This window comes from Pseudomonas sp. M5A4_2d, assembly GCF_053345295.1.
The window spans coordinates 14,008-29,231 of the sequence record NZ_JBKEZW010000007.1 but is presented as its reverse complement, the minus strand read 5'-3'; the positions used below and the strand labels follow the sequence as shown (position 1 = coordinate 29,231).

Sequence of the window (15,224 nt, the reverse complement as noted above, 5' to 3'; positions counted from 1 at the left end):
ATCGATCTCGACTTGAAGAGTCGCTCGCCTATGGCATCAGGGTTTTAATGACCTGATCCACATTGGTTTCCAGCTCTGCCACCGGGTCCGCTCCGTCGACATTCAATACCAACAGTTGCGCACCCCCTGCCGTCACCGCCGCTTTAATCGCTTCACTTGGCTGACGATGATGCAGCACCACCGCCACGTCGCTGTCCTTCAAGCGGGCACTTAACGCCTGCAACGCTTGTGGCGTCCAGTCCGCATCCGGCCGTGCATCGGTACCGGCCACTTCCAGGTTCAGGCTGCTGACCAGATACGCGAAGTGATCGCTCAGGCTGACCACGCTCAGGTTGTCCGCCTTGGCCAACCGCGCTTCGCTGTCGGCGCTGAGCTTGAGCAGGCGTTGCTTGAGGGCCGCCAGGTTGGCGTCGATCTTCAGTTTGGCGTTGGGCGCCAGGCGGCCAAGGTCGGCGGCCATCACATCGGCCATGCGCCCCATATTGTTGCCCGACTGCCAGGGCTGGCTGTTCAAGCCATCGGCACTGCCCGGTTGCACGGCGATGCCTGGCAAGCCGCCGTCCACCGGGCGCGCGGCGTCGACTTCGACGATACGGATATTGCTGCGCCGCGCCACCGGGTACAGCGGATCGTCCGCCCACAGCGAGCGCAGGCCGATGGCGGCATCGGCATCCTGCGCCAGGGTATTCAGCGCCGGGGCGCCACGGCCCGTGAAGTAGGACACCTGGCGCGAGCCGGGCAGGTTGGCCGGCGCAGCACGCTCAAGCTGCACGTCGGTGCCCTTGAGCAGCACCTCGGCCAGCCCGTAGGTGATGGGCAACGACGCCAGGACCTTGACCGTTTTTTTGGATTGGGTCACGGCGGCATGGCCGAGGCCTTGGTTGACTTTGAATTCCTTGGGGTCGAGGCCGTCGACGGCCAGCGCCGAGGTGCTGAGCAAACAAGCGATGGCCAGGGCCAGTGGGCGAAAGACAGGGCGCATTATCCAAGATTCCCTTTGAGGCTGGGCACAGTGCCGCGCGCGATGGCGGCGAAGGCGAAGGCGATACCGGCCACCAGAATGATCGCGGCGCCGGAGGGGATGGGCAGGTCGATGATGATCGGCAACAGGATGCCGCACAGCGTGCTGACCGTGGCAATCATCACGGATACCCAGAAAAACCCCTTGAGCGACTGGCTCAGCAGGCGCGCCGCAGCGGCCGGAATCACCAGCAGCGCGCCCACCAGGATGGCGCCGATCACCTTGACGGCCGCCACAGTAATCAGCGTCACCAGGATCACGAACAGGTAGTCCAGCGTCTTCACGGCCACACCGCGCACCGCTGCCAGCTGTGGGTTGAAGCTGGCCAGCATGATGCGGTTGTACAGTGGCAGCGCCAGGGCCATCACCAGCGAACCGACAATTGCGAGTACCAGCAAGTCATTGCCGTTAACCGTCAACACCGAGCCAAACAGCACGTTTTCCAGGATATGCACGTTGATCTTGCCTGCCAGGATCAACAGCAGGCTCGCGCCCAACGCCAGCGATACCGACAGGAACACGCCGATCAAGGTGTCTGGCGCCAACCCTGTGCGATTGCGCAGGTAATTGAGCAGAATGCCGAACAACAGGCAGTAGCCGAACAGTGCGCCATAGGGCCCGGTGTAGGGTTCGCCGAGCAGAATACCCACGGCCACGCCGGTCAGTGCAGCATGCCCGACAGCCTCGGAGAAAAACGCAAAGCGCTTGACCACCACCAGCGTCCCCAGGCCGCCAAGTACCGGGCCGATCAGCAAACCGGCGAGCAAGGCATTGACCACAAACCCATAGGCCAGCGCCTCCGGCAGGTACCCGGACGAGGCCCAGCCCTGGACCATCAAACGAAACGCTTCATAACTCATGGCGCCGAGCTCCGAGGATGGGTGGAGAACAGGGTCAGCAGGCGGTCCGGGGTCAATGCCTCTTTGGGCGTGGCGTCGAACAGCACGCGGCGGTTCAGGCCGGTGACGCGGTCGGCGAGGCGGCCGACGGCTTCCAGGTCATGTTCGATCCACAGCACGGTGATTCCGGCCAGCCGCCAGTCATGCAGCAGTCGCTCGAATACCTGGATGCCTGCTTCATCAAGGGCCGACATCGGCTCATCCAGCACCAGCAGGTGTGGCGCCGGGATCAGGCCCTGGGCCAGCAAGACACGCTGACGCTCACCGCCGGATAACGCGCCCATGCGGCGTTTGCGTTTGTCCTGCATGCCCACCCGTTCCAGCGCCTCGCCAATCGCGGCGGCGTAGTGTTTGGACAGGCCCAGAAACGCCGGGCGCCGTTGACACATGGCGGCCATGAAATCGTCCACCGTCATCGGCAAGCCCCGGTCGAATTCCAGCGCCTGGGGCACGTAACCGATGGTGCCGGGCGTATTTGGCCACTGCAGGCGCAATTGACCGTGGTGCGGCGTTTGCCCCAGCAGGGTCTTGATCAGCGAACTTTTGCCGCCGCCGTTCGGGCCGACCAACGCATGGATGCTGCCCGGTTCTACCTGGAAACTGACAGCGTCAAGAATCACCGTGCGGCCCAGGGTCAACGACACCTTGTCGAAGTCGAGGGTTGGGCCGATGCTGGCCACTTTGAGTTGTTCCGCGGCTGTCATGCCCCCGACTCCTGAATCGCCCGCACCACGGTGTTGAGGTTGCCGGTCATTTCCACTTCGTACTTTTCAGGGGTGTATTCGCCGTAGGAGATATGCGACAGCGGGTACAGCTTGACCCCGGATTCACGCTGGATGGTCTCGACGTAGGTGGACGGGAAATCCATCTCCGAGAAGATCACCTTCACATCCAGGGCGCGCAGTTCGTCGATGGTTTTTTTCAACTGGCTGGGGCTTGGCTCGATGCCGTGGGCGGGCTCGACCACGGCGGTGACTTCCAGGCCGAACTCGCGCAGCAGGTAGTCGTAGGCGGCGTGCACGGTGGCCACGCGCAGGTCGGGGTTGGGTGCGCTGGTCAGCTTGGCCAGGGCGTCGGCGCGCATCTGGCGCAGGCGTTTGCCGTAGGCACGGGCGTTCTGGGTGTAGGCCTTGGCATTGTCCGGGTCAAGCTTGCCCAACTCGCGGGCGATGTTGTTGACCTGGGCAATCGACGCGCTGATCGACAGGAAGGTGTGCGGGTTGACCACCTTGCCCGCGCCACGCGCGGCATTGCCCGTGGCGGCGAGCAACGGCACGTTGGCGTTGGCCTCGATCACCGGGATGTCCGGGCGCTCACTGGTGGCGATCATACGGTCGGCGAAATCGTCATGGCCGACGCCGTTGAGCACGATCACGTCGAGGGTGCCGATGCGCTTGATGTCTTCGGCGCGGGGCTCATAGGCGTGCGGGTTGAAGCCGGCCGGAATCAGCGGGACCACGTCGGCCTTGTCGCCGACAATGTTAGCCACGTAGCTGTAGTAAGGGTGCAGGGTGATGCCGATACGCAGGCGTTTGGCCGCCTCGGCATTTGCCAAGGGCGCCAGCATCAGGCTGAACAGGCTAACCAGCAACAGGCGCAACAAGGGAGATGAAATAGACATGGGCAATTGGTCTTCTCGTTCAGTGACGGTGCTGGCGCGTAACGCCGGCATCGAATTGCGCGACCACCTGCTGCCAGCCGGCAGCGATCAGCGCCTGGTCAGTGAGGTCGGAAGGGGCGGCGAGGTGGGGTTGGCGGTTGAGCCAGATATCCGGTTCGGCACCGTGCACGCGCATCAGCAGCGAGCCGCTGGTGCTCGGCGTCTGGCTCAAGCCCAAATAGGCAGCAGGCGCCAGCAACGCCCAGCGGTGGTCGCCACGGCTGACCGAACTGGCGTCCTGGGCAAACGGTGCGAAACCTTCTTCGGCCAGTTGCGCAGGCGTCGGCAGGGCGCTTTGCTCCTGTTGCAGCAGCTGGATTTCATCCAGGGTCACCCGCAGGTCGGCATAGATGCCTTGTTCGGATGCACTGAGGTCGCGACGGGCGTCCAACTGGTGGCTGGGCAGCGCCGCGACTTCCTGGGTTTCACCGTGCAGGGCCACCACCGAACCGGCCACCGCGAGGATGATCAGGCACAGCAGGAGCACGTAGAGGGTTTCGTGGCCGGCGCCGGCGGGGCGTACAACCTGTGTCGTGCTCATTGAGGCTGGATATCCGCTTGGTCGATTTCAACGACGTGGCCGGGGCCCGCGTCAAACAGCACATAGAACTCGGCCGCGGGCTTCTTGAAAGTCAGGGTTGAGTCCTGGCCGAGTTTGCCGGGCAGCAGGATGGTTTCGTCGTAGCCGATGACGTCCAGGGTCACGCCCGGGGCGCCGCTGCCGTCGGAGAAACCGCCGGTGCACTGGATCTGCTCGCCGGGTATTTCCTTGCATTCGCACATCGGGTTGTGCGCCAGGGCGGTGGTACTGAAACCTGCGCAAAGTAACAGCGCCGCAGCGGTGCGGGTCAGACGCTTGAACGTCATGGTTTAACTCCTTGCTTGTTCAGCCAGGCAATGGTGGCAGGCGAGGCCTGGCTCAGCGGGATGGAACCCTGGTGCATCGTGCCGTCCCAGCCTTCCATGGTGACCCACAGTTCGGCGTCGACCGGCGTGCGTTCAGGCACTGGTAATGCGGCGCCCATGCGGTAGGGCGTACCGAAGAAGATCACCCCGGCGGCGCGCAAGCTGCGCGGTTTGCCGATACGCAGGTAGGTGGCCTTGACCTGCTCGGCGCAGGTGTCACACAGGGCGGCGTTGAAGAATTTCATTGGGCCGGCCGGGTCCGGGCTCGGGCCTTCGTTGCGGAATTCGGCGAGTTTCAGGCTCCAGGGGCCGACCTGCACGTCGCCGACGACCCGCTCGCCAATGCCGGTATCCCCGCGAAACAACGCGGCGTCGGCGAAGTATTTGGGCATGAACCCCAGGGGCACCAGCAACAGCAGGATGTTGATATGGAACCGCCATTTCAGCCAAAAAGCGCGCAGCGGCGAAGGCGGCGTAGCGCGAGCGACCTTGCTCATGAGTTGGCCTCCGAGGTTTCAGTCTGCATGGCGAGGGCGGCGGCCGGCGCACGTTGCGTCTTGGCTTCGCGCTTGAGCGCATTGAGGGTGGCCAGGGCGGTGCGCTTGGTCCAGATCAGCAGGCCGCTCAACACCATCATGCTCAGCACCAGGCCGAAGAATGCCCAGATCAGCTTGATCCACAGCCCACCAAAGTCGCCGGTGTGCAGCGGGCGCATGGACTCGGTGACGAACTCCAGCGTCGAGCGGTCGGACAGCAAGTGCGACACCGCGATTTCGCCGCTGTACGGGTTGAGTTGGGCCGTCTGGAACATCAGCGGGTACCAGCCGCGCCCGCCGATTTGCAGGTGGCTATAGGCGTTGAGCGGCAGGAACACGAACGTGGCATCCAGCCCGGGAATGCGTTGGGTGGCAATGCCGATGGCGTCGTCCAGTGGGATCATCGGTGCCGGCACGCCGGGCGCGGACATTGGCACCTTTTCACGGGCGATCACCGGGACGATCGGTTCGCTGGAGATGGAAATCTGGTTGTCCCCCAGGATCGCCTGGATCAGGAACCAGGTGCCGGTGATGGAAATCACCGCGATAAACCAGATTGACCAGATCCCGCTCAGGCGGTGGAAGTCCCCCCAGAAGATTCGCGCACCGTGACTGATACGCAGGGTCGGTCGCAGAAAACCCTTCCAGAAACGCTTGTAGACCACCAGCCCGGTCACCAGTGACGCCAGCAACGGCAGGCCGAGCGCCGAGACCAGGTACCAGCCCCAACTGAAGCCATTGGTGAACGGCACCAGCCACCAGCCGTGCAGGGCGCGGGTAAATTGCTTGAAGTTGAAGGCTGGGCTGATGCCCTGGATCGCTCCGGTGTAGGGGTTGACGTAGACCTCAACGGAGCGCCCATCCGGGTAGCTGAGGTCGACACTGAGGGCGAAGTGCGTTTCGTCCGGGCGGATGATCGATTGCACGATCACTTGGGGCTCTTCGCGTTTGATCGCGGCGATCACCTGGTCAAAGCTCAGCATCCGGGCATCCTCCGACGGCTTGCTTGCACGGATATCCGGGTTGGCCAGCCATACGATTTCCTGGCTGACCACCGCCAGGGTGCCGGTGACGCAGACGATCAGTACAAAAAACCAGATGGGCAACGCCAGCCAGCTGTGCACAAGAAACCAGAGCTTTGAACGTGACTTCTTTGACAGGTGAACGTTTGACATGTGAATACGGGTCTTGAGCGGAGGAGGGCGATGGAGGCCCGGAAAAGGCCGGTCGTAGCTTTTGCTGACGCGACGGGCTGTATCTAAGTTAAGACGGATGAGGATGAGAAATCCCCAGGCCGCATATGAAAGAAAATGTTTCAGGTTCACATTCACAGTGCTTTTCGGGTGTTGATCGAACACGAAACATGTTCCAAGCCATCACCCAGGTGCCATTGATGGGGCCGGGGGGCTGCGTAGGATGGGGGCATACCGTTGAGTGAGCCCGAAGAAAAAATGACTGCCAGAACCCTCTACGACAAACACATCGATTCCCATACGGTGTGCCCCCTGGACGATCAGGGCCATGTCCTTCTGTACATCGACCGCCAGGTGATCAACGAATACACCAGCCCCCAGGCGTTCAGCGGCTTGCGCGAGGCCGGGCGTAAGGTTTGGCGCCCCGGCACGGCGCTGGCAGTGGTTGACCATGTAAACCCCACCACGCCCACGCGTATTGCGGCGATGCCCGATGCGGGCGGCGCGCGGCAGGTGTCGTACCTGGCGGAAAACTGCCGGGACTTCGGCATCGAGCTGCTGGATATCCTCGACAAGCGCCAGGGCATCGAACACGTGATCGCGCCGGAGCAGGGCTTTATCCTGCCGGGCATGGTGATCGCCGCCGGTGACAGCCACACCACCACCTATGGCGCATTGGGCGCTTTCGGTTTTGGTATTGGCACTTCGGAAATCGAGCACCTGCTGGCCTCGCAGACCCTGGTTTACAAACGCCTGAAAAGCATGCGCGTGACCGTTGACGGCGAACTGGCGCGCGGCCTCACCTCCAAAGACGTGATCATGGCGCTGATCGGCAAGATCGGCGCGTCCGGCGCCACCGGCTATGCCATCGAGTTTCGCGGCTCCACCATTGATGCACTGAGCGTCGAAGCACGCATGACTATCTGCAACATGGCCGTGGAAGCCGGTGCGCGCGGCGCATTCATGGCACCGGACGAAAAAGTCTTCGCCTACCTCAAGGGCAAGCCCCGCGCGCCCAAGGGCGAGGTGTGGGAGCAGGCATTGGTGAGTTGGCGCCAACTGTATTCGGACGCCGATGCGGTGTTCGACCAAGAAGTACATCTGGATGCCAACACCCTGGAACCCATGGTCACCTGGGGCACCAGCCCCGACCAGGCCGCGCCCATCGGCGCCCGCGTGCCCGACCCGCAAGACGTGAGCGACTTGATCCTGCGCCAGGACATGCGCCGCGCGCTTAATTACATGGGCCTGGAAGCCGGGATGCCGCTGAGCGATATCGTGATCAGCCATGCGTTTATCGGCTCCTGCACCAATGCCCGCATCGAAGACCTGCGCGACGCCGCCAGTGTCGTGCGTGGTAAACACGTGGCCGACCACGTACGGGCGATGATCGTCCCCGGCTCCACCGAAGTGCGCGACCAGGCCGAAGCCGAAGGGCTGGCGGCGATCTTTATCGACGCTGGTTTCGAATGGCGCCAGTCAGGCTGCTCGATGTGCCTGGCGATGAACGACGATGTGCTGGCCCCCGGCGACCGCTGCGCTTCCAGCACCAACCGCAACTTCGAAGGCCGCCAGGGCGCCGGCGCCCGCACTCACCTGATGAGCCCGGCTATGGTCGCCGCCGCCGCCATCACCGGCCGCCTCACCGATATTCGTCACTTTGGAGACCGCGCATGAGCCTGCAACCGTTCACCCAGGTCACCGGCAAGGCCGCGCCGATGCTTGCGGCGAATATCGACACCGATGTGATCATGCCCAAGCAGTTTCTCAAGGGTATCGACCGCAGCGGCCTCGACTGTGGGTTGTTCTTCGACCTGCGCTTCCTCGCGTCAGGCGAGCCCAACCCGGCATTCGTGCTCAACCAGCCGGCCTGGCAGGGCGCGCGCTTTATGGTGGTCGGGCCGAACTTCGGCTGTGGCTCCAGCCGTGAGCATGCGGTGTGGGGCTTGAAGCAAATGGGCATTCGCGCGCTGATCGGCAGCCGCTTTGCCGGCATCTTCTATGACAACTGCCAGCGTAACGGCGTGTTGTTGATCACCCTGGACGAGGCGGTGCTGCAGACGCTCGGGCAGACCGTAAGCCAGCCTGAACAGGCGCAGATCAGTGTGGATCTGCAGGCGCAGCAGATTCGTTTGGCGGACGGCGAGGTGATCCCCTTCCAGATCGACACTTTGCGCAAGACCGCGTTGCTGCTCGGCCTGGATGCGATTGGCAGCACCTTGCAGCGCAGTGAACAGATCCAGGCGTTCGAACGCAGGCACCTGGCGGCCAACCCCTGGCTCGGTTGACACACCGGGCGCCGTAGACTTAAGTGGGACCGACAAGGAAGTCGGCTCATTATAAGAAAGGGAAGTGTCTGACATGGACGTGCTGAACGTTGATCCTGAATCAACGCGGTCGACCCGCAATGCACGCTTGATCATCTTCGCCCGCGGGGTGTCGGATTTCGGCGCGTTCCTCAACATGGTGGCGTTGTCCACTTACGTCTACTGGCTCAGCCAAAGCGTGGTGTTTGTCAGTGTTTTCCTGGCGTGCCGCGTCACCGGTGGGATTATTGCGAGCCTGTTCGGTATTCCTTTTTTCAGGCGCTTTGCCGGGCGTGGCACGTTGGCCGGGCTGGACCTTGCCCGAGCATTACTGCTGATGCCGCTGCTGGTGTTGATACCGGCGCATCAGCTCAGCGTGCTGCCCTTCATCGCGTTTGGCATCGGCTTGTGCAATTCGTTGTTTGCGATTGGCCTGAACAGTCAGTTGCCCACCTGGGTAGCGCTGGGGCAACGCGTTTCCACCAATGCATGGATCACCTCTGCGGCCGCCACCGGTGCGGTGTTCGGCAGCTTGCTGTCCGGGGTGCTGATTGCCACGGCGGGATTCGAAGCGGTGTTTGCCGTGAACATCGGCACCTATGTCGTTGCCGCCTGCCTGATCCTGCCGTTGCGGGCGTTGTACTCAGTCGCGATGCCCGTGCATCGAGGCCTCGCCGCTGAATGGCATGAACTGAAAAAAGGCCTGCGGAGCGCACCGGTGCTGGCCGCGATGTTGTTGATCAGCCTGCTCGACACCCTCGGCAGCGCTGCGCATAACGTCGGCTGGCCGGTGTTGTCCCAGTACATTTCGCCCGATACGGCAAAAACCGTGATGGGCTACCTGTTGGCGGTTTGGGCCTGTGGCAAGTTCGTGGGCGCGCGGCTGGCCAGTGCAGTGTTGAAAACGCGTGGTACCCAAGGCATGGAGCGCCTGTTTATAGCCGGTGTGGCGCTGATGTCCAGCGGCTTTATCCTGACCTTCCAGCAAACCGAACTGTGGCTGGCACTCGTGTGGGTGGTGTGGGCGGGGTTGGGCGATGGGGTCTCCGAGGTGGCCTTGGTTTCCCGCGCGCAGAGTGAACCGGATAGCCTGCGCCTGCCGCTGTTCAGTTTATTGACCCTGATCCAGATGGCCGGCTTTGGCGTAGGCATGCTCGTGGTCGGGCCGTTCTACCTGACGTGGGCACCGGCCCAAGTGATCGTGTTGTTCCACGGGCTGCCGTTGACCGCCTTGGTGGTCATGGGCCTATGGTTGGGTTACAGCGCCAATCGGGGCATCAGATCGACAACCCCTTGAAGTGCTCCTGCAAAAATTCCACACACGCTCTTAATTTTCCGGAGTACGCCAACCGCGTCGGGTACACCGCCCACACGTTGGCGCTCTGGGTGTAGTCGTGCAGCACCTGCACCAGCTTGCCTTGTTCCAGCAGCGGCTTCACATCCCACATCGAGCGCAGCAACACCCCGCGTCCGTCCAGGGCCCACTGCAACACGATCTCGCCATTGTTGGAGGACAGCGGCCCGCGTACGCGAACACTTTGCGCGCTGCCATCACGCTCCAGGTTCCAGATGCCAAAGGCGTTGTCACGCTCCTTGAGCACCAGGCAGTCGTGCTGCTCCAGGTCACTCAACTGTTGCGGCGTGCCCCGGCGCTTCAGGTACGCCGGCGCCGCGCACAGCACTCGGCGGTTGCTCACCAAGCGTCGGCCGATGTGTTGACCGGGAATGTCATCGCCCACACGAATCTCCAGGTCGAAGCCTTCGCTGACGATGTCCACCACGCGGTCGAACAGGTCCAGGCGGATTTCCAGGTCCGGGTATTGTTCGGCCAGCAACGACAGGGCAGGCGCCACATGGTTGCGGCCAAAGCCGAAGCTGCTGCACAAATGAAGATGCCCACGGGGGCTGTCGTGGGCGTCGCAGAGTTCATCGGAAAGTTGCTGGAAATCTTCGAGGATGCGCACGGCCCAGCGCTGCACCCGTTCACCGTCTTCGGTCAGGGCGATGCGTCGGCTGGTGCGGTGCAGCAGGCGAGTGGCCAGGGTGGTTTCGAGGATCTGGATACGCTTGCTGACATACGCAGGCGACAGCCCCAGCTCCTCGGCGGCGGCAGCGAAACCTGCCTTGCGGATCACGGTCAGGAACACCCGCAGGTCTTCGGGTAGGGGCACGTTATGTTTCTTGTTAGTCATCAGAAAACAAGCGTGGCGGCATGAGCCGCCAGCATAGCACCGGATGGGCGCACCTTCCGGCACGCCTGGGCGTGAATGCTTATTCGGCAGCGATCTTCGCTTGCGCGGCACGCGCATGCCGGCCATGTTTGAGGGCAATCGGCGCCATCTTGTCGCGATCCAGCTCACCTTCCCAGGCGGCCACCACCAGCGTGGCGACGGCGTTGCCGATGATATTGGTCAGCGAGCGGCATTCAGCCATGAAGCGGTCGACGCCAAGGATCAGCACCATTGCCGCCACGGGGACAGTCGGCACCACCGCCAGGCTCGCAGCCAATGCCACAAAGCCTGCACCGACCACCGCACCGGCGCCTTTGGAGGTGAGCATGGCCACGGCCAGCAACGTCAGTTGTTGCTCCAGCGGCAGGTCGATATTGGTGGCCTGGGCCAGGAACAACACCGCCAACGTCATATAGATGTTGGTGCCGTCCAGGTTGAAGGTGTAGCCGGTCGGCACCACGATGCCCACCACGCCTTTGGACGCGCCGAGGCTTTCGAGTTTCTGGATCAGTTGCGGCAGCGCCGACTCTGACGAGCTGGTGCCCAGCACGATCAGCAGTTCCGACTTGATGTAAGCCATCAACTTGAAAATGCTGAAGCCGGCGTAACGGGCGATGCTACCCAGTACCACCGCGACAAAAAACAACGCGGTGATATAGAAGGTGCCGACCAGTTTCAGCAGCGGCAGCAATGAGCCCACGCCGTACTTGCCGATGGTGAAAGCAATCGCGCCGAAGGCGCCGATAGGCGCTACACGGCTGATCATCGCCACGATGCGGAAAAATACCTCGCTGGCCTGGTTGATGACGCTCACCAGCGGCCGCGCTTTCTCACCGACCATCACCAGGCCGAGGCCGAACAGCACGGAAATAAACAGTACCGGCAGAATTTCACCTTTGGCGAAGGCATCAAAAAAGGTCGCTGGGATGACATTCAGCAGAAACCCGGTCACGCCTTCACTGTGCTGCGCCTGGCCGACAAAGCCGGCGATGGCCGAACTGTCGAGGGTCTTCACGTCGATATTGAAACCGACGCCCGGGTGCAGCAGGTGCGCAGCGAGAATGCCGATCAACAGCGCGATGGTCGAGACGATCTCGAAGTACAGCAGGGCCTTGCCGCCCACCCGGCCGACCTGTTTCACATCGTGCATGCTGGTGATGCCGGAAACCACGGTGCAGAAGATGATCGGGCCGATGATCATCTTGATCAGCTTGATAAACCCGTCGCCAAGAGGCTTGAGGTCGATACCGATTTGCGGCCATACGTGGCCGATCAACACACCCAGCGCGATAGCGATGAGCACCTGCACGTACAGGGTTCCCAGCAGTTTTCGGATTGTCATTGTTATTATCTCGAGGGCTTTTTTTGGGCAAAGCGAACCCGTCGCAGGCATTTTCAGCCGGCGAGGCGAGTCCGTCAGGTCACGGGGTCATATGGCTCAGCGCAGGAAGGTCAGGACTTCGCCAAGCAACAGTTCAGGGACTTCTTCGGCGATGTAGTGGCCGGCGGGCAGGGCTTTGCCACGGACATCGGTGGCGACTTTCTGCCATTCCTCAAGCGGTTCGAAACAGCGGCCGACAGTGCCTTCGGCGCCCCACATCACCAGCAACGGCAGGTTCAGGTGGTTACCGGCGTCGATATCCGCCTGATCGTGCTCAAGGTCGATACCGGCGGCAGCGCGGTAGTCTTCGCAGATACCGCGAGCCGTACCTGGCAGTTGCAGGCAGCGCAGGTATTCGGCGAAGGCTTCATCGGTAAACGGCTTGAGCCCGGCACTGCGGCTGCCCATCACGCTGCGCAGGTACAGCTCGGGGTTGCTCTCGATCAAAGCCTCCGGCAGCGGCGCCGGGCGGATCAGGAAGAACCAGTGCCAGTAGGCGCGGGCGAAGGCTTCGTCGGTCTGGGCGTACATCGCCAGGGTTGGCGCGATATCCAACAGCACCATGCGTTGCACGGCGTTCGGATGGTCCAGCGCCAGGCGATGGGCGACCCGGGCACCACGGTCGTGGGCCAGTACCGAGAACGTGTCAAAGCCCAGGGCCTTCATCAGTTCGACGCCGTCGCGGGCCATTTCCCGCTTCGCGTAGTTACCGTGGTGATCGTTGGCCGGCGGCTTGCTGCTGTCACCGTAGCCGCGCAGGTCGGCTGCCACCACGGTGAAATGCTCGGCCAACTGTTCGGCGACTTTGTGCCAGATGACGTGGGTTTGCGGGTGCCCGTGCAACAGGAGCAGACCGGGACCTGTACCGCCTTTGCGGTAACTGATGTCCACGCCGTTGACGTGGCACTGGTCTTTTTGGAATCCGGCGAACATGGAATGACTCCTTGTGATGATTGCCTGCATCCTGGAATCACGCAGCGTTCGGGGCAAGGGGGAAAGCGTGTAGGGGTTGTTCATGAAGTGTGTAGGAGCCTGCCGGCCTGCCCCGATCGCTCAGACAATGAGGACCCCTGTGGGCGCTGGCTTGCCTGCGATGGTATCGACGCGATGTACCTGAACACCGAGGTGTCTGCATCGCAGGCAAGCCAGCGCCCACATTTGATGTGTATTGCAGGCGCGCGCTCAGCCTTGCTTGAACATCGCTTCGGCGCGCTGGCGGATCTGTGCTTCGGTCAGGTCTTCCTTGCGTGTGGCCAGGAACCACAGATGGCCGAATGGATCTTTCACGCTCGCCGACCGGTCGCCGTAGAACTGATCCTTGGGCTCTGATACCACACTGGCGCCTGCCGCAACGGCTTGTTCGAATTGCGCATCCACGTCGTTCACATACAGGTGCAAGCCGACACTGGTGTGTTCGTCCGGATTGCGCAATGCCATTTCAGCGCAGGGCGAGCCCAGCATGATCGCCGAGTCACCGACGCGCAGTTCGGCGTGGCCGACCTTGCCGTCGGGCATGTCCAGGCGCATGACTTGCGTGGCACTAAAGGCTTTCTTGTAGAACTCGATGGCTTCGGCGGCGTTGTCGATGCCCATATAAGGCGTAACGCTGTGATAACCCTCGGGGATAGGTTTGGCACTCATGTCGTTCTCCTTGATTGTGGTTATGGAGGTACGGGCTATTTACTATAGGCCACGTATCGCGCGGCTTGCGGGCAGCCGACGAGGTGTTGGCCAGGCAACAGTGAACAGGCAGATTGCTGCGCCAAAGGCGGTTTTCGATCTCGGTTTGGTGGCCAGGCCGCCTGTTTCGGGGCACGGCACAGAAGCTGCAATAGAGCAGACAAACCATTCGCCCGAGAGCGTTGTATGTCTGTACTGCCTGTGTCTGCCGATTACCCCATTCACGCACCCCATGCCGAACTGATCCGCGATGAAGCCCAGGCGGTTGCCGTCGCCCATCGCGTTGCCGCCGTGCTGCTGGAGCAGGACGCCGAACGCGACCGCACCCGCCAGGTCCCCGCCGAGGTGGTCGACTTGTATTCCAACAGCGGCCTGTGGGGCATCAGCGTGCCGCGCGAGTTTGGTGGCGCCCAAGTCTCCTATGCGGTGCTGGCCCAGGTGATTGCGATTATCTCGGCGGCCGACCCATCGCTGGGGCAGATCCCGCAGAACCACTACTGCCTGCTGGAGGATATTCGCCTGCAAGGCACGCCCGAGCAGCAGGCGCATTTCTTCGGCCTGGCGCTGCAAGGCCATCGTTTTGCCAATGCGCTGTCGGAAACCGGCGGCAAGCACGTGCAGGACATCCAGGCCACGATTCGACGCGAAGGCGACGGTTATGTGATCAACGGCCGCAAAGGTTACTGCACCGGTTCGCTGTACGCCCACTGGTTGGCGGTGTTGGCGCTGGATGAGCAGCAAAATGCGCAACTGGCCTTCGTCAAGCGTGGCACAGAAGGGCTGGTGGTCGTCGACGACTGGGACAGCATGGGCCAGCGCACTACCAGCAGCGGCAGCGTGCTCGCGGAAAACCTGCGGGTGTCGGCTTTCAATCTGTTTCCTACGCATAAATCCTACGATTCCCCGACCCTTGCCGGTCCTTTCGCACAACTGACCACCGCCGCCATCGACGCCGGAATTGCCCGTGCCGCGTTGCGCGACACTGTGCAGTTCGTGCAGCAATTTGCCCGGCCGTGGATCGACGCCGGGGTGCAAAAAGCCAGTGAAGACCCGCTGACCATCATTCAGGTCGGCGCCCTGGATATTCGCCTGGAAGCCGCCGAAGCCCTGTTGCAACGCGCCGGGTTTGCCTTGGACGCCGCACGCCCGGCACCGAATGAAGACAACGTCGCCCACGCGTCCCTGGCCGTGGCTCGGGCCAAGGTGTTGACGACTGAAATCGCCATAGAAGCCAGCAACAAACTGTTCGAACTTGGCGGTACTCGTTCGACGCTGAAGAAGCACAACTTCGACCGCCACTGGCGCAACGCGCGGGTGCACACCCTGCACGACCCGGTGCGCTGGAAATACCACGTGGTGGGCAACTGGTTGCTCAATGGCACCCGGCCGCCACGTCACGACTGGTCATAAC

At 62.4% G+C, this 15,224-nt stretch carries 16 protein-coding genes; 4 read left to right on the top strand and 12 right to left on the bottom strand.

What is annotated here, in order from left to right:
- Window positions 1-28: 28 nt before the first annotated feature.
- From ACLBW8_RS17120 to ACLBW8_RS17085, 8 genes are read right to left on the bottom strand one after another with little or no spacing between them, the layout of a single operon-like run.
- Window positions 29-982, bottom strand: coding sequence for a metal ABC transporter solute-binding protein, Zn/Mn family (locus tag ACLBW8_RS17120; protein WP_447805921.1), 954 nt, complete (start codon window positions 980-982; stop codon window positions 29-31).
- Entirely contained in the window at window positions 982-1,881 is a 900-nt protein-coding gene (locus tag ACLBW8_RS17115; protein WP_447805920.1) for a metal ABC transporter permease, read from the bottom strand. The genes ACLBW8_RS17120 and ACLBW8_RS17115 overlap by 1 nt, the downstream gene beginning before the upstream one ends.
- Window positions 1,878-2,624: a metal ABC transporter ATP-binding protein gene (locus ACLBW8_RS17110; protein WP_064451682.1), complete on the bottom strand. Its 747-nt coding sequence runs from the start codon at window positions 2,622-2,624 to the stop codon at window positions 1,878-1,880. The genes ACLBW8_RS17115 and ACLBW8_RS17110 overlap by 4 nt, the downstream gene beginning before the upstream one ends.
- Window positions 2,621-3,541 carry a metal ABC transporter substrate-binding protein gene (locus tag ACLBW8_RS17105; protein ID WP_053255310.1) on the bottom strand — a complete coding sequence of 307 codons (921 nt, stop codon included), beginning with the start codon at window positions 3,539-3,541 and terminating at the stop codon, window positions 2,621-2,623. The genes ACLBW8_RS17110 and ACLBW8_RS17105 overlap by 4 nt, the downstream gene beginning before the upstream one ends.
- A 19-nt stretch (window positions 3,542-3,560) precedes the next feature.
- Window positions 3,561-4,121 carry a DUF6162 family protein gene (locus ACLBW8_RS17100; protein ID WP_064451683.1) on the bottom strand — a complete coding sequence of 187 codons (561 nt, stop codon included), beginning with the start codon at window positions 4,119-4,121 and terminating at the stop codon, window positions 3,561-3,563.
- The gene (locus ACLBW8_RS17095) at window positions 4,118-4,447 is read right to left on the bottom strand and encodes a hypothetical protein (RefSeq protein WP_064451684.1); all 330 of its coding nucleotides are present in this window, start codon (window positions 4,445-4,447) and stop codon (window positions 4,118-4,120) included. The genes ACLBW8_RS17100 and ACLBW8_RS17095 overlap by 4 nt, the downstream gene beginning before the upstream one ends.
- Window positions 4,444-4,983 (bottom strand): hypothetical protein, encoded by a 540-nt coding sequence (locus tag ACLBW8_RS17090; RefSeq protein WP_064451685.1) that lies wholly within the window; start codon window positions 4,981-4,983, stop codon window positions 4,444-4,446. Before ACLBW8_RS17090 ends, ACLBW8_RS17095 begins: the two co-directional genes overlap by 4 nt.
- Window positions 4,980-6,182: a PepSY-associated TM helix domain-containing protein gene (locus tag ACLBW8_RS17085; RefSeq protein WP_447806060.1), complete on the bottom strand. Its 1,203-nt coding sequence runs from the start codon at window positions 6,180-6,182 to the stop codon at window positions 4,980-4,982. Before ACLBW8_RS17085 ends, ACLBW8_RS17090 begins: the two co-directional genes overlap by 4 nt.
- Window positions 6,183-6,473: 291 nt before the next feature.
- Between ACLBW8_RS17085 and leuC the strand changes: the two genes are divergently transcribed.
- From leuC to ACLBW8_RS17070, 3 genes are all read left to right on the top strand, one after another.
- Window positions 6,474-7,892 carry a 3-isopropylmalate dehydratase large subunit gene (leuC, locus tag ACLBW8_RS17080; RefSeq protein WP_447805919.1) on the top strand — a complete coding sequence of 473 codons (1,419 nt, stop codon included), beginning with the start codon at window positions 6,474-6,476 and terminating at the stop codon, window positions 7,890-7,892.
- Window positions 7,889-8,503 carry a 3-isopropylmalate dehydratase small subunit gene (leuD, locus tag ACLBW8_RS17075; protein ID WP_447805918.1) on the top strand — a complete coding sequence of 205 codons (615 nt, stop codon included), beginning with the start codon at window positions 7,889-7,891 and terminating at the stop codon, window positions 8,501-8,503. The genes leuC and leuD overlap by 4 nt, the downstream gene beginning before the upstream one ends.
- 73 nt (window positions 8,504-8,576) lie before the next feature.
- Window positions 8,577-9,818, top strand: coding sequence for an MFS transporter (locus ACLBW8_RS17070; protein ID WP_447805917.1), 1,242 nt, complete (start codon window positions 8,577-8,579; stop codon window positions 9,816-9,818).
- Here ACLBW8_RS17070 and ACLBW8_RS17065 read toward each other — a convergent pair.
- The 4 genes from ACLBW8_RS17065 to ACLBW8_RS17050 form a co-directional block, all read right to left on the bottom strand.
- Window positions 9,799-10,713 (bottom strand): LysR substrate-binding domain-containing protein, encoded by a 915-nt coding sequence (locus ACLBW8_RS17065; RefSeq protein ID WP_447805916.1) that lies wholly within the window; start codon window positions 10,711-10,713, stop codon window positions 9,799-9,801. The genes ACLBW8_RS17070 and ACLBW8_RS17065 overlap by 20 nt on opposite strands.
- Window positions 10,714-10,792: 79 nt before the next feature.
- Window positions 10,793-12,094: a dicarboxylate/amino acid:cation symporter gene (locus ACLBW8_RS17060; RefSeq protein WP_064451690.1), complete on the bottom strand. Its 1,302-nt coding sequence runs from the start codon at window positions 12,092-12,094 to the stop codon at window positions 10,793-10,795.
- A gap of 96 nt (window positions 12,095-12,190) precedes the next feature.
- Window positions 12,191-13,066, bottom strand: coding sequence for an alpha/beta fold hydrolase (locus ACLBW8_RS17055; RefSeq protein WP_064451691.1), 876 nt, complete (start codon window positions 13,064-13,066; stop codon window positions 12,191-12,193).
- Window positions 13,067-13,315: 249 nt separating this feature from the next.
- Window positions 13,316-13,774: a VOC family protein gene (locus ACLBW8_RS17050; RefSeq protein WP_447805915.1), complete on the bottom strand. Its 459-nt coding sequence runs from the start codon at window positions 13,772-13,774 to the stop codon at window positions 13,316-13,318.
- A gap of 225 nt (window positions 13,775-13,999) precedes the next feature.
- On the opposite strand from ACLBW8_RS17050, the gene ACLBW8_RS17045 reads away from it, so the two are divergent.
- Entirely contained in the window at window positions 14,000-15,223 is a 1,224-nt protein-coding gene (locus ACLBW8_RS17045; RefSeq protein ID WP_447805914.1) for an SfnB family sulfur acquisition oxidoreductase, read from the top strand.
- Window position 15,224: the final 1 nt, after the last annotated feature.